Below are 24,339 nucleotides of genomic sequence, written 5' to 3' on the forward strand. Positions count from 1 at the left end.
GAATGATTAAGAATGAAACAGTAAGACACTGCCATCGCAAAAAATGAAAATAAATTCAAATGTGTTTTGCAGTTCAAACCAAGCACTAGAACAAAGTGCCAATATAATTGGACAAGATGCATGCATAAAAATCGAATTAAAATTTCTTTCGTAAGTATAATTACATAACTTAGCTATTGTTTTCATGCATCCGTAATTAAATTATTCATGTGGGAATAACCAAGTATAATTACTTCTTAACTAATTTAAACTTGAAAGAGCGATTCAAAAACTACATTTATGTTTCACTATTTCTCGTTTCTTTATTCCATACTTTATCTGCCAAAAAAAAATCCATTTTAACATTAGTTTAAATTAAAAAACCTACCAGAAAATGAAAAAATTAATATGGATTACTTTTATAATCTGTTTCTCAAAAATTGTTTCGGCACAATATTGCACGGCCAATTTAGGAGGGGCAAGTTGTCCTTCGGCGTCGGTTACCATAAGTAATGTAACGCTTTCTAACACTACACTAAACAATTCTACAAGTACTTGCAATTATGTGAATGGCAGCAACATTAGTACATTTCCAGAATCAGGTGGTACCACAGCTACGCTAAATAGAGGTGTTGGCTACAATCTATCGGTAACTGCAGTAAATGGGGGACCTAATGTTTCTGCATGGATTGACTTTAATCAAGATGACATGTTCTCGAGTTCAGAATGGTTTGAGGTGGGTACTATTGGATCTGCAATATCATCCAAACAAATTAGCATTCCATTTACCGCTTTGACAGGAAAAACCGGAATGCGCATTCGAACAAATTCGGCTGGTTTTCCAAATGGTGCTGGCGATGCATGCAGTAATTTTGTTTTTGGCGAAACTGAAGATTATACTGTTACCATTGCATCATTACCTTGCACTGCAAATCCCCTCAATGCCGGCTTCACAGTGGCAAGTCAGAGCACCATTTGCAATAATTTACCATTTACGTTGAGCCTACAAGGAAATACATCAACAATTGGAATACTGTATGAATGGCAATCCTCATCAGATAGCAGTGTGTGGAATCCTTTAATTTTAGGAAGTGTAGCAAGCATTACCACTTCTCAAACTATAAGCACTTTTTACCGTTGCATTTTACATTGTAGTGCTGACGCTGATACTTCAATAGCGATTAAAGTGCAATCTCAATTGAGTAACTGCTATTGTGTTGCCAATTTAGGAGGAACATCTTGCGCTAGTGCTAGTTTAGCTATTAGCAATGTAAGTATTTCTAATACCACCCTTAACAATTCACACTCTATATGTACTAGTTTTAACGGGAATTACATTTCGGTTTTTCCGGAAATTGGAAATACAACATGCACCTTAAACAAAGGGTTGATTTATACTTTATCGGTTTCGACAATAAATGGAGGACCAATTAATTCGGTTTGGATTGACTACAATCAAGATGGAGTATTTGCTGCTTCTGAATGGCTTCAAGTGGGAGCACCCGGCTTTGCAGTTTCTACTGTGCAATTTTCGATTCCACCTGCTGCATTGACAGGAAAAACCGGTATGAGAATTAGAAGTAATTCAAATGGGTCACTCAACGGTGCAACAGATGCATGTACTCAATTTATTTACGGTGAAACCGAAGATTATATTATTACCATTGCTCCTCCCTTAACGTGCAATGTTGCACTAAATGCCGGCTCCGCAATTTCTTCAACTTTAAACGCATGCAGCAACAGTTCATTCGAATTGAGCTTGCAAGGAAATACTAACACGAGTGATATTCAGTATCAATGGCAATCTTCGCCGGATAGTATTAATTGGACTTCACTGATTGGCGCTGTTTCAGATAGTATTCAAGTTTCACAAAATGCAAGCACTTATTACCGTTGTTTACTATTTTGCTTTTCCAGCAGCGACACTTCTGACGTAGTAAAAGTAAATTTAAAGTCAATAGGTTGTTATTGTACATCAAATCTTGGGGGCTCCGATTGCATTAATTCCTACCACGATATTGGTAATGTTACAATTGTGAATACCAGTTTAAATAATTCAAATAATGTATGTACTACAATTAATTCGAGTTACCTATCTGTTTTTGCAGATACCGGAAATTCAACCGCGGTCTTAAACAGAGGTGTTTTTTATAAATTTAGTGTTTCCGGCGGTCATGCAGGAGCTTCGATAAAATCACTTTGGATTGATTTTAATCAAGACAATATATTTTCTTCACTTGAATGGTTTCAGATTAACAACGACAATCTTTCTCCAGCAACCGTTCAAATAAGAATACCCATGAATGCTGTCTTGGGTAAAACCGGAATGAGAATAAGATCAAGAGCATTAGGCGATACAAACGGAGCAGCGGATGCCTGTACCAATTTTAACTCGGGAGAAACGGAAGATTATATAATTACAATTGGGCCAGCTATAGTGTGTATTAATGCGGTTAGTGCCGGCACTACTGCTTCAAGCCAAACTTCTGCCTGCGCTAATGTGCCATTTACCTTGAGTTTGCAAGGCAGCATGCCCTCCAGCGGATTATTTTATCAATGGCAATCTTCAAGTGATAGTGCTTTATGGACATCAATTATTGGAGCCAATTCAGACACTTTAATTACCTCTTTATTGAGCTCAACATATTACCGTTGCATTGTTTATTGCAATTCAGATGCGGATACTTCAATAGCCATCAAGGTTAGCTTGAAACCTTCAGGTTGTTATTGTGTACAAAATTTAGGAGGAGGCGCATGCCCCGCAGTTTATTACATCAGTCAGGTTTCGATAGCTGGTACCACTTTAAACAATTTTGATAGCAACTGTACTTTTTTTAATGGTAGCCAGCTATCTACTTTTCCACCTAGCGGCAACACTACTGCTACTTTGTATCAAAGCATCTCTTATGATTTAACTGTTGCACCATATATTGGTAATGCTTGGGCGCCCACCTGGATGGGTGTTTGGATTGATTATAATCAAGACAATATTTATAGTACTAATGAATGGAATCCAATATGCACCACAAGTTGTCAGAGCGCCAAAACAATACAAATTACTATTCCAGCAAATGCAATTCCCGGTAAAACAGGCATGAGAATTCGTAGCAGAGGTGCATTATTTACTTCATCAGATGCCTGCACTATGCTTCCATCAGGCGAAACAGAGGATTATGAAATTACCATTGGTGTCAGTTCACCTTGCAGCGGAATACCGGCTGCCGGAACAGCAATTAGCAATCCCCCATTGGCTTGTTTAAATACCCCAATTGTGTTAACACTTGCAAATCACACACCCGCTGTAGGCTTAAACTACCGCTGGCAAAGCTCAGCCGACAGCCTATTGTGGCAAGATATACCCGGAGCCACAAAGCGTTATTATTCAACAAACCAAAGTATACGCACCTACTATCGCTGTATTGCAAGCTGCTCAAATGGCGGGGCAGTGGATACCTCTTTGGCCTGTGTTGTGAATATGAATTTATATCTTAATTGTTATTGTCCATCTTTTGCAGAAAGATCAATTTATGGAGATATTGGAAGTTTTAGTTTCGGTCAACTTCAAAATGGAATTGCAACTCCTGTGCTTTCTAACACCACTGCAGTAAATACCTATACAAATTTTTATTCTTTACCACTTGATACATTTGAGCAAGGTATTTCTTATCCCATAGCCATACATCAAATTACAAATGGACTTCCTTTTTATCAGAGTTTAGCAGAGGTATTTTTAGATTTAAATCACGATGGAATTTTCAGTGATTATGATGAATTAATTTATTCAGGTACTACTGTTTCTGCAGCTGTAAACTTTATATCGAGCAATTGTTTACTTCCTTACAATTGCAAATTAGGAATTACCGGATTGCGCATTATTTTAAGAGACGGTATATCTGGTAATCAACCATCCTGCGGCGGGTATACCTGGGGCGAAACAGAAGATTATTTAGTTTATGTGACACGTGGATCTGCCTTTGCGGGAACCAACCAAACTAGTTGTTATCCAAATCCTGTTCAATTGAACGCAGGCGAATTAGGAGATGCTAATGGAATCTGGACCATAGTTTCAGGCATGGGAGGAAGCTTTAGTGATAGCAGTAGTGCTAGTTCTACCTTTTCAGGAAATGCTGAATCCAATTACGTTTTAAAATGGACGCAATACGATTCTACGAACGCCTATCTTTCGGATGATGAAATGGAAGTAAAAATTTATGCCTATCCGAATGCAGTTATAAGTTATAGCGGAGTTCCATTTAATTGTAGTGGTGATACGCTTACACTTCATGCTAATCATGCTTCCAATTATTCTTATCAATGGCAATTAAACAATTCACCAATTGTAGGTGCTACTGATTCGCTTTATAATATATCACAATCAGATAGCATAATGAATTACAGTGTTATCATTACCAATGCTAATACGTGCATCGATACAAGCGAACTAGTGTTAGTGAATCCATCTCCTGTATCGATACCGATTTGTGTAGTTACTGTTGATTCGCTTTCGAAATTTAATGTGATTGCATGGGAAAAAAATGTACCCCAGTTTTCAAGCGATACATTTTGTGTTTATAGAGATACTGCCAATAATAATTATGCTTTGATTGGTGTTGTTCCTTATGACTCAATGAGTTTATTTGTGGACACACTGCGCCATCTCTATCAAGCTAACGGAGATCCCAATGCGAGCACTTGGCGCTATAAAATAGCCGTAAAAGATGTGTGTGGCAATATGGGACCAGCATCTCCTTATCATCAAAGCATCTTTTTTCAAGACAATAATAATGGAAATTTTAACTGGAGTGAATATAAGATTGAAGGCCAAGCAGTGCCCATTTCACAATTAACGAATTATAAATTTTACCGCGATAATTTAAGCGATGGCAATTGGGTTTTGATTCAAACATTAAGTGCTTCCTCTACCAATTATAATGATATGAATTATGCGGCTTATCCGAATGGAAGCTGGAAAGTAGAAGGGGTTTGGAATACTGAATGCAACCCAACCGCTCGAACCGCTGCTGGGATTACAACCTCAAGAAGTAATATTAAAAATAAAAATATAGTAGGAACACCAGTTACAAAAGCAATTGAAGCTACTTTTCATTTGCTTCCTAATCCAGCTAAAGATGCTGTAACTATAATGTATCCGGAATATATTAAATTAACTTCTATACTCGTGTATGATTATTTAGGGAGGGTCATTTTAACCCTTCAAAGCACTAACATGAAAGAAGGTTGTTCAATAATTAATGTTGGCAATTTAAATGCAGGTGTTTACACAGTTGTTTGCAAAGGAAATGAGCTTGAAGTGCGGAAGAAGCTGGTGGTGGAGTGAGATGATGCGTTGATTTTCTGATTAGCAACAAGAGCCTATAAAAGCAAATATAAATTTCCAACAGGTATATTTTCAAAAACAATCCATTATTTTAAGTCTAGTCATTCTTAAAATAATTGTATTTTTAGGTTTGAATAGAATCTAATAAATTAATCTAAACAATGAAAAAAATAATTACTACCGGATTATGCTGTTTTGCATTTAGCTTATTGACACTAGCTCAGATACCATCCTACGTCCCAACTTCTGGTTTAGTTGGCTGGTGGCCTTTTAATGGTAATGCAAACGATCAAAGTGGAAATGGGTTGAATGGTGTAGTAACTGCTGCAACATTAGCCGCTGATAGAAATAATGTGCCCAATGCAGCTTATTATTTTAATGGTGTGAATGGGACTAAAATTCAAGTGGCTGATAATAGTTTAATGCACAGTGGAAATTATACTGTATCGGCATGGGAATATGTTACAGACCCAACCATTTATAACAACATTATATCCAAACGAATTGTTTCCACAAGCTCCAATTCATACATTTTGTATGAACCAACCAAAACAAGCTGCACCTTATGCAACCTGCCCTACCAGCCTTTTGAAGTTGCGTCTTCAATAGGTGGCACACAGCGCAAAACCTATTTAACTTACAATACCCTTGATTCAGTAATGAACAATACCTGGAACATGATTACCGGTTCTTATGACGGCAGCACTTTGAAGTTTTATATTAATGGGCAATTAGTAAGAAGCCTAGCAATTACCGGTCCTGTAAACTATAGCACCGATCCCCTCTATTTTGGAACTACCGGAAGCACAGGTCAAAACTTTAAAGGAAATATTGATGATATAGGTATTTGGAACAGAGCATTGAGTGCATCAGAAATTATGGGCTTGTACACTGCAATCACCGATGTGACTGCGCTACCTGGTAATAGTTCTGATTTTCTTGTATTTCCCAATCCGGCAAAAGATAAAATTAGCATAACCACAAATGCTAATATGCTTGGCCAAGGTTATTCCATCTATGACCAAACCGGAAATGTAGTAGTAAAAGGAAAGTTGAATGCTGAGGTAACTGACATCAGTCTCTCAACGTTTGCCGCCGGGAATTATACAATTCAATTGGAAAACTTTAGGAGTAAATTATTTACGGTGGTAAAATAATTAGCTGATGTGTCAATATGCGGATTAGCTGATATGGTGATTTGTGGATGTGTTATTTTATTGATGTGAGAAGTGAAGCAGTATTGGAATTGTTCGCCATAAATACATTTCAAGAATTGTTATCTTAGCTTAATTAATTCTATTTTTAGAATTACATTTATTATTTAAAGCTCTTCTTATTCACCATTAAAACGTCGGCCATGTTTAAAAAATGCGCACTATTTCTTTTTGCCCTTTTTCTTTATTCTTCGGTTCAAGCACAATGGGTTCAAACCAACGGACCGGAAGGAGGGAAAATTTACGCATTTGCGGCCGATAGCACTGCAATTTACGCGGGAACAAATTCAGGAATTTTTAAATCTGCAAACCATGGTAATACCTGGTTGAATATTACCACAGGAATAAATTTCAGCTATGCAAACAAAGGAATTTATTCAATTGCAACAACTAAAAACCATGTATTTGTAGGCACTTCAAATAGTGGAATTTTTTATACAAATGACCAAGGTTCAACATGGACTTCGCCGAGTGTGTTAAACTCATCCTCCATTGAAGCATTGGCAGCTAGCGGTGACACTGTTATTGCTGTAACATCAAGCAGTGTTTTTTTATCTTCCAATCTTGGGAGTTCTTGGATGGATATAACTAACGGGCTATCTACTTCCAATATTAACTCCGTGCTAATTAATGGATCAACCATTTTTGTTGGCACCTACGGGGGAGGTATTTATTTCACCTCTAACGGCGGCTCCAACTGGTCAACAGCAAATATAGGTTTGGGAAATCAAAATGTTCTGTCACTAAATAAAAACAGTTCCATCCTATATGCATGTACCGAAAATGGAATTTTTTCATCAAGTAATAATGGAGCATCATGGAGTTTAATAAGCACAGGCTTGTCAGGCTATTTTAATCGCATTGCATTTATCGGCACAAAGTTATTTACTTGCGGTGGCAATGGAGTATTTGTATCAAGTAACAATGGAATTAGTTGGACAAATATAAATCCAACTGTCTTCATCCTCTTTCCACAATCACTCTTTAATTGGGGTAGTAATTTATTTTTAGGATTGGGTGGAAATGGAGTTTATTTATCTCAAAATGATGGAACGAGTTGGATGGAAAAAAACACCGGATTAATCTCCACAGAAATATTCAGTTTGGCCGGCAACTCATCCAACCTCTATGCCAGTGTTCCAACAGCAGGAGTTTTTCACTCCAGCACAAATGGAAGTAATTGGTCTAAGCTAAATAATGGTCTCTCCAACTTAATAATTAATAAAGTCGCGCTGAATGGGGCAATGCTTTATGCATGTACTTCAAGTGGCTTGTATGCTTCCGTAAATGGTGGTAGCAACTGGACAGCAAACAATCTAATTGGGCAATCAAATATCAGTTGCATTGCTTTTAACGGTTCTAATATTTATTGTGGCTCATCTTCAGGCTCAGGTGTTTATTATTCGAACAACAACGGGGTGAGTTGGGTAAGCATTAATAATGGATTGAGCGGTAATGATATTCTTTCCATTGCAGTTATTGGGACTACACTCTTTGCAGGTACTGCTTCAAATGGTGTTTACGTTTCTACTAACAATGGCACAAATTGGGGGCCAGCGAATTCGGGCCTTTCAGGCGCAGCAGTTTACGCACTTGAACCTAGTGGAAGCGGCATGCTTGCCGGTACAGATTATGGTGTATTTTTTTCCTCAAACAATGGCTCCTCCTGGGTGCAGTGGTACAATTCGGGATACAGTGTTGAAGCTATTTCGACAATGGGTGTCAATATCTTTATCGGAGTTATTGATAAAGTGTATATGTCGCAAAATAGTGGCTCCACATGGATGCCTGTTGATACCGGATTACCAGTGAATTCAACTGTTAGGTCATTAACTTGTATTGGTAGTTTTATTTATGCAGGAACTACTGAAGGGGTTTGGATTAGGCCTCTATTTGAACTATTAGGAACAACCTTGGTTCCTCATGTGGATTCGATAAAAGGAACAAGTTGTTATGGAGGGCAGGATGGATATGCTTCCGTTTCGGTAAGTGGAGGAACTGCGCCTTATACTTATTCTTGGACACCTTCCGGTGGTAATGGATCTTCGGCAACTGGTCTTTCGTCAGGCACTTATACAGTTTACATGGAAGATTCGGTTCATGCGCAAACGTTAGCTACTGTATTCATTCCACAGCCTGCGAATTTAACGGGAACCCTATCATTAGTTTCTTCCAGCTGTATAATTAACAATGGTAGTGCATTGCTTACACCAAGCGGTGGTACACCTCCTTATTCTTATCTTTGGTCAAGTGCTGATACTACTTCAAGTATCAACGGAATTGGTCCCGGTATTTACACGGTGCAATTAGGAGATTCAAACGCTTGTTCTACAACATTGCCTTTTACAATTGGAGTGGTGACTTACCCAACAGCTGCGCCTTCTATTTGTTTAACAACAGTGGATTCGCTTTCAGAACACAATTTAATTGTTTGGGAAAAAGATCCGCTTATTACTTATATCGATAGTTTTAGAATATATAGATTGGATGCAAGCAATTACAATTATGTGGCTTCGGTTAGTTATAATCAGTTGAGCGAATATACTGATGTGGATCCCACAGCTGACCCACAAGCAAATATTCGCAGATACAAATTGGCAACTGTGGATGTATGCGGCACTGTAAGTAGCTTGAGCGATTTTCATACTACCATTTTGTTAACCGATTTTCAAAACGGGATTTTTCAGTATACCCCTTACGATATTCAAAATCAATCTGCCACTTTGGTGCAACAGTATTTGTTGCAGCGTTTGGATAGTTCCACAGGAATTTGGACAACCATAAATACAAATCCCGGAAGTGTAACCGGAACAATTATTGCTCCGAATTATGCAGCATATTCCTATTCGAGTTATAGGATTTTAGCTGATTTAGGAAGTTATATCTGCACGCCAACTGCTCGTGCAAGTGGAATTACCACTTCCAGAAGTAACATTAAAAACCGAGCGCTTGGTGGAATTAAAAATGATAATTTAAGTGAAGAAAGGGTTGAAATGTTTCCGAATCCTTCCAAAGAAAGCGTTACTATTTTATCAGATTTAAATTTACATAGCGTTCAGGTGTATGATGTTTTAGGCAGAGTTGCAGTTAGTAAACTTGATGCTGATAGCAAAGAAAAAAACACTACACTTGATATTAGCATGCTTGTACACGGTGTTTATACGGTGATTTGCAAAGGGAGTGATTTTGAAGTAAGGAAGAAGTTGGTGGTGGAGTGAGCTGATTTGTTGATTAGCTGATTAGCTGATTAGCCGATTAGCTGATTAGCTGATTAGCTGATTTTAGTGAATTTGTTGTATATTGAAATTTTATAACCAAGAAAAACCTTTGCTTTAAAATACTGCGAAGGTTTTTTGATTTTGTATTGAGAGAAGTGCTCTTTTAAAAAAATTGTATAGTTTTGAAATATGCACAAATCGTATGGGTTTTTATAAACGCATTCTCATTTTCTTTTTCATACTCCTTGCATCCTTTGCGAATGCCCAGCATTACAATTTAAAAAAATACAGTATCTCAAATGGCTTGGTAAATATTAATGTATTGAATATTTGTCAGGATAAGACCGGATATATTTGGATAGCTGCTCAGGGTGGTTTAAATCGATTTGATGGAAGTAAGTTTATTAGTTATCACAAATCAAATGGACTACCTTCAAGTGATGTAACAGCGGTGCTTGAAGACAGTCGTGGAAATTTGTGGGTTGGTACTACTGAAGGATTAGCAAGATTTGATGGGATAAAATTTTTTATTTTAAAAAATAGCGGGTTAAATCATAAGGTATATTCCATTTATGAAGATACCGAAAAAAACGTTTGGTTTTGCACAGAAGGTGGTGGCTTAATCGTCTACAATGGCAGTACTTTTAAGCAAATAACACGCGCTAATGGACTTCCAACCGATTCCGTATTTTCAATTATTGAAGATCATGAAAAAAACTATTGGCTTGGAACGTATCATTATGGAGTGTGCAAAATCCAAAAGTCAAGCATTCCAAAAAACAAAATCAGTTGCATTACCTATTCAAAAAAAGATGGGCTTTCATCTAATAATATATTTTGTATCCTCGAAGATAAAAAGCATACCCTGTGGCTAGGAACTACTAATGGTGCGGTTTCGTTGTTTAAAGATGGAACATTTAGCACCTTGAATCTGGCGGAAGAAATGCAAGGAGACTATGTTAGTCAACTCATTGAAGATACAAGAGGAAATATTTGGATTGGGACTTGGGAGCACGGCTTACTCAAATATTCCGAAAATAAAATCACTATCTACGACGAAGCTGTTGGTTTACCTTCACACTTAATTAATTCCTTGTTTGCCGATAATTCCAACAATATTTGGATTGGAACCGAACAAGGCCTTTGCATCTTTAAAAATGATGCCATATTGAATTTTAATGAATCAGAAGGCTTGCCTACCAAAACAGTTCAAAGCTTAAATCAAACTCAGGATGGGACATTGCTCTGCGGAACAGCATTAGGTTTGAGCTATTACGACGGGAATCGTTTTAAGAAAATTACCGAAATACCTGAATTGACAAATTTTGACGTAAATTCTATTGCTACTGATAATTTGGGAAAAATATGGTTGGGAAGTGCCAATCAAGGAATCCTTATTCTTGATAAAAAGAAAAATTTCAAGCTTGAAAAATCCATTTTTGAGTTGGACGGAATTCAATTGTCAACTCCGGTTTATGGAATAATTCATGCGGCTAATTCTATGTGGATTACAACTTACGGGCAAGGCTTATTTAAAGTCGATTCTGATAAAGTAAGCCATTATAGCCGTAATGAAGGTCTTACAAACGACAACCTGCTTAGCATTTTTATGGACAGTAAAAACACACTTTGGATTGGCACCTACCAAGGAGGAGTGTATAGTTACAACGGTAATAAATTCAAAAATTATACCACTGCCGACGGCTTAGCCGACAATACTATTTATGGAATTGGAGAAGATAAAAATGGAGCGCTTTTTTTTGCAAGTGCAGAAGGTGGTTTGAGCTGTTTCAATGGTAAAAATTTTTCAACTCTTTCAACTAAAGATGGGTTAAGTTCAAATTTAATTTATTCAGTTAAGGTGGATGCTCAAAACATTTTATGGCTGGCCACAACCAATGGATTAAACAGACTAAAACTAAAAACGGATTATACAGTTGATTCCATCAAAATATTTACAGAACAAAATGGATTGGAAGGAAGTTTGTTTATGTCGTCTAACTCTCTTTATATTGATAACAATGGAATAATTTGGGCCGGAACAACAAAAGGTTTGTCAAAATACAGTCCTTCACTTGACTTTCAAAACACGACGCCACCCGCATTGGTGCTAGAAGATATACTCTTGTTTAACCAAATAGTGGATTGGAAAAAATACACCCTCACTACTGACCAAAAAACAAGCTTGCCTTTGAATCTTGATTTAAGCTATAAGGACAATCACTTAACATTTGTTTTTCAGGCAATAGCCGTTGACGACAATTTAAAATACACTTATCAACTCGAAGGATTTGACAAAAAATGGTCTACTCTTTCTGCAAGCGCTACAGCCATTTATTCAAATATCCCCTCAGGAAAAACTTATACATTTAGAGTAAAGGCAATTAATGGAGATGGAATTTGGAGCGAAAAGGATATCGCTTATACCATTCGCATTAATTCCCCTATTTGGCAACGCTGGTGGTTTATTTCAATAGGCGTTATATTAATTTTTTCATCGCTTGTGATTTATATTAAATGGCGAACATCCAAGTTGGCTAACGAGAAAAAACAGTTGGAAGAAAAAGTAGAAGAGCGTACAACTGAATTAAAACATACCAACGAATTACTTTCCGAAGCATTCACCGATATAAAAGACAGCATCAATTATGCCCAACGCATTCAGCAAGCTATACTTCCGATGGAATCTATCATTCATGAAGTTTTTCCCGATTCCTTTATTTTATATAAGCCTCGAGATGTTGTTAGTGGTGACTTTTATTGGTTTGGTTCGGTCGAAAAAAATGGTACAACATATCATATTATTGCAGCTGCCGATTGCACCGGACATGGGGTACCGGGAGCATTTATGAGCATGATTGGAAACACCATTTTAAGCGAAATTGTTATTGCAAAAGAAATTGTTGATCCTTCACAAATATTATCCCTTTTGCATCACGGCATACGTAAAGCGCTTAAACAAAACTTAACCACCTCCCGCGATGGGATGGATATAAGTTTGTGCTCTATAAATTTATCTAGCAATTGGGTGAAGTATGCCGGAGCTTATAATCCCTTATGGATACTCAGAAATACAAAGGAAATAGAAATTATTAAAGCTAATAAATGCGCTATCGGCGGATTCACAGAGGATACCCAAATTTTTGAATCACACGAGTTTTTAATGCAAAAAGGTGAAGCCCTCTATTTATTTACCGATGGCTATGCTGATCAGTTTGGCGGAGAGCATGGAAAAAAATTAACGGCTAAAAAATTCCGTGATACAATTCTACAAGTAGCCGATAAACCTATGTCACAACAAAAATTTCACCTTCAAAATTTTGTCGAAATTTGGAAAGGAAAAGAATTTCAGGTGGATGATATTTTGGTGATTGGGCTGCGGGTGTGAGTTTTATTTTGTATCCCAATCATTCATTTATGCCAAGTTGAATTTTAAGCTACGAAATGAAGAAATTGATTACTGCACCAGCCTTATCCCCTCCCCTTCAATCGTAATCAATTTATATTTAAACAAACCACCAATTGCCTTTTTAAAGGTTTTTTTGCTCATGCCCAATTCTTTGGTGATGAGCTGAGGGTCGCTGCCATCGTGCAGTGCCAGAAAACCGCCCTTTTCTTTTAATTTTTGCATGATTAATTCTTGCGCATCGTCTGATAGTTCAAAGCCTACCTTTTGCAAGCGCAAATCAATTTTTCCGTCTTCGCGTATAGCTTTTATCCAAGCCTTTCTTTTATCGCCAATAGTGAGCTCTGTAAACACTTCATTTTTGTAAATTAAGCCTTGATATAAATTATTAATGATGGCCCCATAGCCTAAATCAGTTTTTTTGAAAATGAGCACATCTACTTCCTCGTTTTCTGCCAAATTAATTTCTTCGTTTTTGGCATAACGATTTATTTTGGCGGATGCAGCAATGCGTTTGGTAAGTTTATCCACATAAATATAGACCACATATCGCTTTCCTGCCTCCAATAACTTATCTTGCTCGCGAAAAGGCACCAGCAAATCTTTTTCTAAACCCCAGTCCAAAAAGGCGCCAATGGTATTCACTTCCTTCACTAATAAATAAGCAAATTCACCCACCACCGCAAAAGGGCGCTGCACTGTGGCAATGGTGCGGTCTTCGGAATCCTTGTAGATAAACACTTCTACTTCGGTACCAATTTCCATTTCGGGAGTAAGATTCTTTTTGGGCAATAACACCTCATCAGTGCCATCGGTAAGAAAAACTCCGAAATCAACTTTGCGCGCAATCCTTAATGTGTTGTAGTGTCCTAATTGGAACATGGGAATGTGTTTTTAGATGGCAACTTAAAGCCATCTCATTAAAAATAAGAAATCCTAATCCTCTTGTTTTTTTCGCTCACCGGCAAAACTTTCGAGCAAAGAGGTAACAATTGTGAGTATGAAACTAAAGAGCAATGCCCACCAAAATCCATTTACTTCAAAACCATCCACAATATAATCGGCAAGCAAAATCATCAAGGCATTGATAATAATCAAAAAAAGACCTAACGTAACGATGGTAATGGGAATGGTAAGCAAAATCATTAGCGGCTTTACAATTGCATCTAAAAAAGCAAGTACCGCCGCAACAATAACTGCTGTAAGCGGACTTATTACCTTAACACCCGGCAACAAATAAGCAGTAATAATTACAGCTAAAGCAGAAACAATAATTTTAAAAATAAACTTCATAAGTGAGAATAGCCGTTTTAAAATTAAATTTGATGCAACTAATCAGCGTATAAAAGTAATGGAAAAGTCAAGAATAAAAACAAAACCGCTATTAAGTAAAGCACAATACCGGGAAAGAATTTTAAAAAGTGTAGGTTTTTCGATGAGTTTACTCGCTTTTAGCTTAGGTATTGGAATGATGGGTTACCATTATTTATGCTCCCTAACATGGGTGGATGCTTTGCTCAACGCTTCAATGATATTAACCGGTATGGGACCTGTAGATACCTTAACTTCCGCAACCGGTAAAATCTTTGCCTCCTGTTATGCATTGTTTAGCGGCATTGCCTTTTTAACCATTTTCGCCGTATTTTTTTCGCCCATATTTCATAACTTTTTACATCGCTTTCACCTCGATGTAGACGAAAGTGCGGGTGAAGAATAATTGTTAACAGCCGCTCAAAAAGGCTTGTTACACCCTCAAAATTTATACATTTGTATCACTAAAAATAATTTAAACATACTATGGATTTAAGTGGAATTATTACAATTGCGGGCTTCAGTGGATTATACAAGGTTGTAGCCCAATCAAAAAACGGAGTTATTGTGGAGTCGCTAATTGATAAAAAGAGAATGCCGGCTTATTCACATTACCGCATCAGTGCTTTAGAAGAAATCAGCATTTTTGGAGTAAGTGAAGACATCGCCTTAAAAGATGTGATGCAAAAAATAATGGACAAAGAAAAGAGCGGACCTGCTATCGATTCTAAAGCCGACATCAAAGAATTAAAAAAATATTTTGAAGGAGTATTGCCCGAATACGATAAAGACCGAGTGCACGATTCGGATATTAAAAAAGTTATTAGCTGGTATAATTTATTGCAAAAAAACGACCTTTTAAAAGTGGTGGAGGAAGATAAAAACAGCGATGATACAGCCGAAGAAAAAGCACTAAAAGCATTGAAAGCAAAGGAAAAAACGGCAATACCAATAGCTAAAACCAACACCAATACCGCAAACGTAAAAAGCAGCGGATCAAAGGCAAAATCAACTTCCACCATTCGTAAAACCGGAGCTTAATCTCTTTAATTATTTTAGCATGGAGCTTACGCAAACCGCACAGCCGGTGAAGCATAAAAGAGCATTTCTTAAGGAAACAATATCCCTAACAACTTGGGCGGATATTGAACCCTATTTTAAAGATTTGGCCGAGCGTAACATTGCGTCAAGCGCTGAACTCGAAAAATGGATGCGCGACCGGAGTGAATTGGAAGCATACGTGAGTGAAGATTTAGGGTGGAGATACATTAAAATGACGTGTTCAACGGATGATAAATCTTTGCTTGACAGGTACCAGTATTTTGTTTCAGAAATTGAACCACAAATTGCTCCTTATTCCAATGCGCTCAACAAAAAATTAATTGCCTCTCCCTTTCTAGAACAACTAAATCAAGACAAATACCGCATATACATTCGTGCAGTGAAAAAGAGTCTTGAAATTTTTAGAGAAGAGAATATTCCCTTATTTAGTCAATTGCAAAATGAACAGCAAAAATATGCTGCCATTACAGGGGCTATGACCATTGAATGGGAAGGCAAAGAAATTACTCTGCAACAAGCATCTTTGCTATTAAAAGAACTGGATCGTGAAAAACGTGAAAAAGCTTATCGGTTAATTGTAGCGCGCAGAGCAAAAGATACTGACGCACTCAATGCCTTGTTTGACGTGCTGTTGAAATTAAGACATCAGGTAGCACTCAACGCTGGGTATGCCAATTTTAGAGACTACATGTTCGACGCCATGGGGCGATTTGATTACACCGCTCAAGATTGCTTCCGCTTTCATGACTCTATTAAAAACAGCCTTTTAGCGCTGGAAGAACGCATAGATGAGGAGCGAAAACAAGCGCTGCAGCTAAGTGATTTAAGGCCATGGGATATGGAGGTAGATACTTCCGGAAAACCTGCATTAAAACCTTACAACGATGCGCACGATTTAGTGCATAAAACCATTGCCAGTTTTACAAAGCTCAATCCCTATTTTGGTGCCTGTATAGAAGTGATGCAAGAAATGGGATACCTGGATTTGGATTCCCGCAAAGGCAAAGCTCCAGGAGGATACAATTACCCGCTATATGAAGTAGGTGTTCCGTTTATATTTATGAATTCAGTAGGTACGCATCGTGATATGGTTACCATGCTGCACGAAGGCGGACATGCCTTGCATAATTTTTTAACGCATAATTTAGAATTAACCGATTTTAAAAGTACCCCCTCAGAAGTTGCAGAGCTTGCCTCCATGACTATGGAATTAATTTCGATGGAGCATTGGAATTTATTTTTTACGGATGAGGAGGAGCTTAAACGTGCTAAGCGAGAGCAATTAGAGCAGGTGCTTTCTACACTTGCATGGGTTGCAACCATTGATAAATTTCAGCATTGGTTGTATGAAAACCCCAATCATACACAAGCCGAACGCACTGCAACTTGGCTGGCTATTGCAACAGAATTTGGAAGTAAAATAATTGATTGGACCGGACTTGAATCGGTAAAAGCAAGTATGTGGCTAAAACAATTACATATTTTTGAAGTACCGTTTTATTACATCGAATACGGGATGGCACAACTCGGGGCAATTGCCATTTGGCGTAATTTTAAAAAAGATGCCAACAAGGCTGTTAGTGAATATACCGCAGCATTAAAACTTGGATACACAAAATCAATCGGTGAGATTTATGAAACAGCCGGAATACGCTTTGATTTTTCAGAAAATTATGTGCGCGAATTGGCACAATTTGTAAAATCAGAATTGGATAAATTGTAAGTCAAATTAAGCAATTCATTGAAATGAGAAGACCTGAACCCAACGAATATGCTCCTTACTATCAGCGCTACATTGACTTAGTAAAGGGCGATAATCCCATTAAAGCACTCGAAAATCAGATTATTGCCATGCAGGCATTTTTATCGGAAATACCTGAGGATAAAGAAAACTACAGGTATGCTGAGGGTAAATGGTCGATTAAAGAAATTATTGGTCATTTAATTGACACCGAACGTATTTTTGGATACCGTGCGCTGAGCTTTGCCCGTAAAGAAAAAACTCCTTTACCCGGTTTTGAAGAAAACGATTATGTGGCTGCCGCCAATTTCGAAAAACGCTCCTTTTACAATTTAGTGCACGAATACAATTTAGTGCGTGAATCGCACTTGGCACTCTTTAAAAGTTTTGACGAACAAGCCCTTTCGCAAGTAGGTAATGCCAATGGAAATGACATGTCGGTAAGAGCAATTATATTTACAATTGCCGGCCATGAGCTGCATCACTTACAGGTGATTCGCGAGCGGTATTTGAAATAAGAGTTGTGAGCGAAAACACCTATATTCCCGGCGTTTGCAACATCGGCCCGGCTGAAATTAATAGACGAAAATCCAAGTTAAAATTAGCGCTAGTCTTACTCCTCTTTAGTACGCTACTATTTTTTATTCTTCCCTTTCCCGTTGTAACATTTTCAATTGTTGCATGTATTGCAACTTATACCTTTATACTGATATTTCAATTGCGTCAAAAATTCTGTATCGTTTTTGGATGGAAAAGTATCTATAACTTTAACGCTGTAAAATCGCGTAAAACAAAGGTTGATGATGAAACTTGGCGTGCGCTCGACAGAAAACAAACCCTTAAAATTGTACTTTATTCCTTCCTAAGCACAGGCCTTTTTTTAGCATTGATTTTTCTGCTAAAAAAAACTATTTGATGCATAAAAAGTATAACTTTACTTCAAGTTAAACCTATAAAAAAGAGCCTATGAGCGCAGAATCAAACAGCGGAAGTAACTTCTACAACGATGTACTTTCATATTTCGACAAAGCAGCAGCCTTCACCAATTTTGAACCGGGCTTGTTGCATCAGATTAAAGTATGCAATAGCGTTTACAAATTTTACTTCCCTTATGAAGTAGATGGTAAAGTGCAGGTAATGGAAGGAATTAGAGTGCAACACAGTCATCACAAAACGCCCACAAAAGGCGGTATCCGTTACAGCGATTTTGTGGATGAAGATGAAGTAAAAGCATTGGCCACACTAATGACTTTTAAATGTGCTGTAACCGACATTCCTTTTGGTGGAGCCAAAGGAGGCATAAAAGTAAATCCTTCAAAAGTTAGTTTAAAACAACTCGAGCGCATCACGCGACGCTACACCACCGAATTGATAAAGAAAAATATGATAGGCCCTTCTGTAGATGTTCCAGCACCGGATTATGGAAGCGGTCCGCGTGAAATGGCCTGGATTGCCGATACTTATTCCACTTTTAAATACGACGATTTGAATGCTTTGGGTTGTGTAACCGGAAAGCCACTTGGACAGGGAGGAATAAATGGTAGAACAGAAGCAACCGGACAAGGTGTTTATTTTGGAACCCGCGAAGCACTCAATAATGCCGAAGATATGAAGGAATTAGGGCTAACACCGGGTATTGCAGGAAAGAGAATAATTGTACAGGGTTTAGGAAATGTAGGTTACTATTCAGCTAAGTTTTGTGGCGAAGGTGGTGGAATCATTGTTGGGATTGCAGAACGAGAAGGTGGAATTTATGATCCGAATGGATTAGATGTAGAAGAAGTATTTCAACATAGAAAAGCGAGTGGCTCCATCTTAAATTTTAAAAAAGCAAAAAACGTGGAGAACTCCATGGACTTGCTTGAAATGGATTGCGACATTTTGATTCCGGCTGCACTTGAAAATCAAATTACAAAAGAAAATGCAACACGCATTAAAGCAAAAATTATTGCGGAAGGTGCAAATGGTCCTGTAACAAAAGATGCCGAAGACATTTTAAATAAAAGAAATGTGCTCATCATTCCCGATTTATTTTTGAATGCGGGAGGTGTAACCGTATCTTATTTTGAATGGTTGAGAAATCTTTCGCATGTGCGCTTTGGCCGCATGGAGAAACGCTTTCAGGAAACTACCAACATGCAATTAATTAAAGTGGTTGAAGATATCACGGGCAAATCATTAGATACAAAGCAAAAACAAATTTTGTTTCATGGTGCCGATGAAATTGATTTGGTGCGCTCGGGTTTAGAAGAAACCATGATTCATGCCTACAATGAAATTAGAAACATTAAAAAGCAAAATCCAAAAATTTCTGATTTAAGAACTGCGGCTTTTGTAAGTGGAATTAATAAACTTGGTGTGGCTTACCAATCACTGGGTATCTTTCCGTGAAAGCAGTTTAAACGTTTCGGGCAAACTCCCAATTATATCACCGGCAATCATTGCCGTTTCGGAAAAAAGGCTGGCGGCTATGTCGCCAGCTTTTCCATGTATATACACTCCCAAGATGCAAGCTTCTTTTATCGAATAACCTTGCGCCAATAAACTTGTAAGTATGCCGGTAAGAACATCTCCACTTCCCCCCTTAGCCATGCCGGCATTACCCGTTGAATTAAAATAACATTTTCCATCTGGGCAAACAATGCAGCTGTATTTTCCTTTTATAATTAGATGTGTTGAATATTTTATGGCAAAAGATTTAGCAAGTTCCAAGCGATGAAAATCATTATCAGCCTTTCCCACCAATCGTTCCAACTCTTTAAGGTGAGGTGTAAAAACAGTATGCTTTGAAAGAAATCCTAACCAGGTTTTATTCTCTGCCAAAATAGTTATGGCATCAGCATCAAAAACAATAGTTGCAGCATAATTTTGAATTAAGTACTTAACACGTTTTGCAGCTTGATCACACAAACCAATTCCTGGACCAATACCAATGGAAGAAAACTTTGAGAGTGCCGTTGGTTTATCAAAATCTTCACCTGAAAACAGCATCGCTTCGGGCAAACTTGCTTGAAGTACATTTTTTGCTTCCACAGGAATTAAGGCACTCACTAATCCTGCCCCACATCTCAAACAAGCATGTGTACTTAGCACCGCAGCCCCCACCTTACCTTCTGCGCCCGCTACTATAAGTGCATGCCCATAATTACCTTTGTGTGAAAATGCGCTTCGTTTGCGCAGCAGTTGCTCACAATCTATTTGCTCTGTATAAAAATATGAGCTAGGCGCTTTTTCAATAAAAGAAGCATCCAAGCCTATATCCAACACTATCATTTGCCCCACCGCAGCGCCACTTTGCGGGAACAGAAAGGCTAATTTAGGAAATTGAAAAGTTAAAGTATAGTCGGCTCGAACGCAAAGGGTTTGAGTACTTGCTTCATTTAAATCAGCAAACATTCCGCTTGGAATATCAATAGATACAACATTTGCGCGAGATGTGTTAATCCATTCTATCACCGCCAAATTAGTACCTTCAATTGCTTTTGTTAATCCGGTGCCGAAAATAGCATCCAAAATAATTGTATTCTTTTTGAGCGGATTAAGTTTTGAAATTTCAGTAAATTCTAAAAGTGTAGCTGAATACCTTGCTGCCATTAGGTCATAATTTTTACGGCAATCAACACTTAATTCGTTTGGGGGTGCAAGTAACACAACCTTTACTTGATAGTTATTCTCACGCAGCATACGCGCAATTGCAAGCCCATCGCCACCATTGTTTCCTTTACCACAAAACACAAGAAATTCGAACTGAGTAGAAAATTTTTGCTTCAGCCAATCATAGCATTTTTGGGCTGCACGTTCCATTAGTTCGACAGATGAAATTGGCTCATTCTCAATCGTGCATGCATCTGCTTCTCGAATTTGTGTAGCAGAAAGTATTTTTAGCATGAGATAAAATTGTTTACTTCCAAAGATAGCAATGCATTTTCATTGATTAAAAATTATTTTAAATTTACAGCTAAAACATTGAATTTATTTCATGAAGTGGGCATTCTTCCTCCTCTTAATAGTGGTCAAAATTGGATTTGCTCAAAACACGAATGAATTTCACAGAAGCTATATAGATAGCTTACCAAAGAAATTTTATTTGGACCACGTACCCTTAAGGGAACATATTTTTTCACAATTTCCTGAAGAGCTCAAGTTTAGTAAGAAGGCCGATAATTGTTTTAAGTTTGCGAATGAGCATGCTATCGATATATCCTATTTTCTGGCAAGCGGTCAAATTTATACCGATTGGAATAATTTTGAAAACTACTTGAATTCCATTCTTGAAAAGATTTTGCCAGCAGAGCTTAAAGGGAAAAATATGCTTCATGTTTATATTAGTAAAGCCGGAGATTTTAATTCCTATTCTAGTCCAACAGGTGTAATTTTCTTTAATGTGGGCACAATGCCATTTCTAAGAAATGAAGCAGGAATTGCGGGAATTTTGGCACATGAAGTTGCCCATTATTATTTAAAACATTCAATAAATTATTATTTAAATTTTTTGAATCATAAATATGACGGATGGTTTTTCCAAGACAGGAACGCATTTAGCAAAAACAGTATAGAAAGTGAATTAGCAGCCGATTCGATTGGTATGGTATGGATGAGCGATGCCGGTTATTCAGTGGAAGGACTATTACACGTAAATGATATCCTTTCTCGTCTCGAAAAAAACTACCTAAAAAATTCTCCTGTAGAAATAAAAATTAGTGAAACCACTCATCCGAGCAGTGAAAAAAGAAAAGAAATAATTACCCATTTCATTCAAAATAATAGCAACAAATTAGGAAGTAATTTTATCTTAAATGATTCTCTTTTTCAACAATTTAAAAATGAAAGCAAACTAGAAGTGTTGGATGATTATTTATCCCAAAATAATTTTGCTTCCTGCATTCAAAATGCATTCATCTATCATATTTTTGATCCCGAAAATGGCAGCTATTATTATTACCTTTTAGAGGGGATTAGGCGGTATTGTTATTTCGATAAAAAAAAATGGAATCAAAATTTCATCACAGATTGTTACTATGACACAATTTTTGAAAAGGGAAAAACAACTAAAATTCATATAGCTGCTTCTTTATTTGATAATTTTGATATAGATATTTTACCAATTGACCCGAATGATGGTATGAAAATTAAAGCAAAATACTATTGGCGAGAATCACCAGCATTTACAACCTATAACGAAGCATTTACTCATTTTTACAATTTAAGTTTAAAAGGTAACAATCCGGAGTGTATTTTATCTAATGCGCTGAGTTACGCGAATGATACATCCAAGCGCAATGTCTTGCTGGACAAATATCTTTCCTTCAGTACTATAAACCATCGAACCTTCGCTACTGCAATGCGTAAAGATTCACTTTATACCTCCTTGCGACAGATGAATTTGCATGTTATAAGCAGTTTTTCGGTGGGTGCCCTGCAAGGAACAAACCGAATAAATTTAGGGAATGTTTCCAATGATAAATCGGGAATTATTTATAGGACTATTCGGAATTCATTCCGAATTGATTCAATTAATAATACAATGATTTTGGACGATTTAAAAAGTAATAACTTGAATGAATTTCGAAACTTAAAAAGAATGGAATTATTTTCAAGGAGTTACAAACTTTTCATTAATAGTGACATTGATATAATACTCGTAGATCCTACCTTTTGGGAACTTTTTAAAAAGTATGATGTCACTACTATTAATTTCAATTTCTATAGATACACCACTGCTTTGCCAAAAGAAAATACACTTGAAGGAATTCAAAAAATTGTGAATTGTAATCACAGTTACATGTGGTACGACTCAAAATATATGAAGTATCTGAGTGTTTTAGTGTCTAGCATTACTCTTGAAAATATGCACATGAAGCAAGCCATTTCCGTAAGTGAGGAAGCTAAAATTGACATTAAGGAATCAACCGAACAACAATTAGTAAAATTATTGAACACAAAAAAAGGAATGCACCTTCATAGTCTTCGAAAAAGCAACCTGTTCTGGTAAATAAATAGTTTAATTGCAATTCTTCACAATCAATTCCTGTGCGTCGGTATTCCCTAATTCAACCGCCTTTTTTAAATCCGCACAAGCATCCTTTTTTAACCCCAATTTAAGATAGGATTTTCCTCTGGTGAGATAAGCGTATTTAATTTCGTTATCCAATTTAATAACCGTATTGCAATCAATAATGGCATTGGCGTAATCGTGGTTAATGTATTTTAATTCGGCTCGTAAATCAAGCGCCTGACTGTTTTTCGAATCAGCTTCTATGGCTTTATTAATGTTTTTCATTGCCTTGTTTGCTTCCTTCAATTCTAAAAAATTTCGACTCATTTGTACGTAGGATGCACTGTTCTCAGGATCCATATCAACCGCTTTTTTTAAGGTTTCGTTAGCGGCCACAAAGTCCTTTAATTCGCTTTGTGCAAGTCCTTTTACATAATAACCATCCGGCTTGGCTGCTTGCACTTGAATGTATTTATCCGCCTCAGTCGTAGAAGCTGCAAAATCGCCCGAATAAAACAAACATTCACTTAAACTCAAACGATCCTTTTCATCGTTACCATATTCACAAGCTTTCCGAAAATCATCAATGGCTGCCGGTAAATTTTCAAGCACCATATAATTTCTTCCCCGCAAGGAATACAATGCGCCATTTTTAGTATTTACATTTATTAATGGAGTTAATATTTCAATAGAATTTTCATAGTCTCCATCTGCAAATTTGCAATAGGCAAGGCCATACACCGCAAGCACATTATGTTTATCGATAAGGAGAATTGAATCAAAAATTTCTTGCGCCGTTTTGGAATGGTAATTCTTAATGGCAATAAACGCTCGGTTTGCACTTTCTGCAATTTGTGGTGTAGAAAGTCCTTCGTAATTTATACTTGACGGTTCATACACAATATCTTCAAAAACCTCATACGCAAAGGATCTACCTACCAGCAGAGTGAAGAGGAACTGTAAGATGTATTTCTTGGTGGTCAACATTTTAGTGTGATTAAATACAGTGCTAAACTTACAAAAAAGCGGTAAAAAACAAGCAAAAAATAGCCTGAAAATAAGCTGCGTTACTTTC

15 protein-coding genes are annotated in these 24,339 nt (G+C 37.2%); 11 read left to right on the plus strand and 4 right to left on the minus strand.

What is annotated here, in order from left to right; all coding sequences use genetic code 11:
• The first annotated feature begins 373 nt into the window (after nucleotides 1–373).
• The 4 genes from IPP32_00075 to IPP32_00090 all read left to right on the plus strand — a co-directional run bounded on the left by IPP32_00075 (nucleotide 374) and on the right by IPP32_00090 (nucleotide 13,137).
• Nucleotides 374–5,317: a T9SS type A sorting domain-containing protein gene (locus IPP32_00075; GenBank protein ID MBL0046486.1), complete on the plus strand. Its 4,944-nt coding sequence runs from the start codon at nucleotides 374–376 to the stop codon at nucleotides 5,315–5,317.
• A 161-nt stretch (nucleotides 5,318–5,478) separates the two neighbouring features.
• A complete protein-coding gene (locus tag IPP32_00080; GenBank protein ID MBL0046487.1) occupies nucleotides 5,479–6,474 on the plus strand; it encodes a T9SS type A sorting domain-containing protein in 996 nt (331 codons plus the stop codon).
• A 200-nt stretch (nucleotides 6,475–6,674) separates the two neighbouring features.
• Entirely contained in the window at nucleotides 6,675–9,749 is a 3,075-nt protein-coding gene (locus IPP32_00085) for a T9SS type A sorting domain-containing protein (GenBank protein MBL0046488.1), read from the plus strand.
• A 202-nt stretch (nucleotides 9,750–9,951) separates the two neighbouring features.
• The gene (locus tag IPP32_00090; GenBank protein MBL0046489.1) at nucleotides 9,952–13,137 is read left to right on the plus strand and encodes a SpoIIE family protein phosphatase; all 3,186 of its coding nucleotides are present in this window, start codon (nucleotides 9,952–9,954) and stop codon (nucleotides 13,135–13,137) included.
• A 69-nt stretch (nucleotides 13,138–13,206) separates the two neighbouring features.
• Here the strand turns inward: IPP32_00090 and IPP32_00095 are convergent, their stop codons facing one another.
• Together IPP32_00095 and IPP32_00100 are read right to left on the minus strand one after the other, a co-directional pair.
• A complete protein-coding gene (locus IPP32_00095) occupies nucleotides 13,207–14,037 on the minus strand; it encodes a GntR family transcriptional regulator (protein MBL0046490.1) in 831 nt (276 codons plus the stop codon).
• Between the two features lie 54 nt (nucleotides 14,038–14,091).
• Nucleotides 14,092–14,448, minus strand: coding sequence for a phage holin family protein (locus IPP32_00100; protein MBL0046491.1), 357 nt, complete (start codon nucleotides 14,446–14,448; stop codon nucleotides 14,092–14,094).
• A 58-nt stretch (nucleotides 14,449–14,506) separates the two neighbouring features.
• Between IPP32_00100 and IPP32_00105 the strand changes: the two genes are divergently transcribed.
• From IPP32_00105 to IPP32_00130, 6 genes are all read left to right on the plus strand, one after another.
• Nucleotides 14,507–14,872, plus strand: a complete 366-nt coding sequence (locus IPP32_00105) for a hypothetical protein (protein MBL0046492.1) — start codon at nucleotides 14,507–14,509, stop codon at nucleotides 14,870–14,872.
• Nucleotides 14,873–14,952: 80 nt separating this feature from the next.
• Nucleotides 14,953–15,507, plus strand: a complete 555-nt coding sequence (locus IPP32_00110; GenBank protein ID MBL0046493.1) for a DUF5606 domain-containing protein — start codon at nucleotides 14,953–14,955, stop codon at nucleotides 15,505–15,507.
• A 19-nt stretch (nucleotides 15,508–15,526) separates the two neighbouring features.
• On the plus strand, nucleotides 15,527–17,251 hold the full coding sequence (locus tag IPP32_00115; protein MBL0046494.1) for a M3 family oligoendopeptidase: 1,725 nt from the start codon (nucleotides 15,527–15,529) through the stop codon (nucleotides 17,249–17,251).
• 23 nt (nucleotides 17,252–17,274) lie between these two features.
• Nucleotides 17,275–17,787 (plus strand): DinB family protein, encoded by a 513-nt coding sequence (locus tag IPP32_00120; protein ID MBL0046495.1) that lies wholly within the window; start codon nucleotides 17,275–17,277, stop codon nucleotides 17,785–17,787.
• 5 nt (nucleotides 17,788–17,792) lie between these two features.
• A complete protein-coding gene (locus IPP32_00125; protein MBL0046496.1) occupies nucleotides 17,793–18,185 on the plus strand; it encodes a hypothetical protein in 393 nt (130 codons plus the stop codon).
• A 50-nt stretch (nucleotides 18,186–18,235) separates the two neighbouring features.
• Nucleotides 18,236–19,660: a Glu/Leu/Phe/Val dehydrogenase gene (locus IPP32_00130; GenBank protein ID MBL0046497.1), complete on the plus strand. Its 1,425-nt coding sequence runs from the start codon at nucleotides 18,236–18,238 to the stop codon at nucleotides 19,658–19,660.
• Here the strand turns inward: IPP32_00130 and IPP32_00135 are convergent.
• Nucleotides 19,640–21,157: an NAD(P)H-hydrate dehydratase gene (locus IPP32_00135; GenBank protein MBL0046498.1), complete on the minus strand. Its 1,518-nt coding sequence runs from the start codon at nucleotides 21,155–21,157 to the stop codon at nucleotides 19,640–19,642. The two genes, IPP32_00130 and IPP32_00135, sit on opposite strands and share 21 nt — an antisense overlap.
• 91 nt (nucleotides 21,158–21,248) lie before the next feature.
• Here IPP32_00135 and IPP32_00140 point away from each other — a divergent pair, with 91 nt between their 5' ends.
• The gene (locus tag IPP32_00140) at nucleotides 21,249–23,261 is read left to right on the plus strand and encodes a M48 family metallopeptidase (protein MBL0046499.1); all 2,013 of its coding nucleotides are present in this window, start codon (nucleotides 21,249–21,251) and stop codon (nucleotides 23,259–23,261) included.
• Between the two features lie 9 nt (nucleotides 23,262–23,270).
• Here IPP32_00140 and IPP32_00145 read toward each other — a convergent pair whose 3' ends face one another.
• On the minus strand, nucleotides 23,271–24,251 hold the full coding sequence (locus IPP32_00145) for a hypothetical protein (GenBank protein MBL0046500.1): 981 nt from the start codon (nucleotides 24,249–24,251) through the stop codon (nucleotides 23,271–23,273).
• Between the last annotated feature and the right edge of the window lie 88 nt (nucleotides 24,252–24,339).

The sequence above is a fragment of the Bacteroidota bacterium genome (assembly GCA_016721765.1).
Classification (GTDB): domain Bacteria; phylum Bacteroidota; class Bacteroidia; order UBA4408; family UBA4408; genus UBA4408.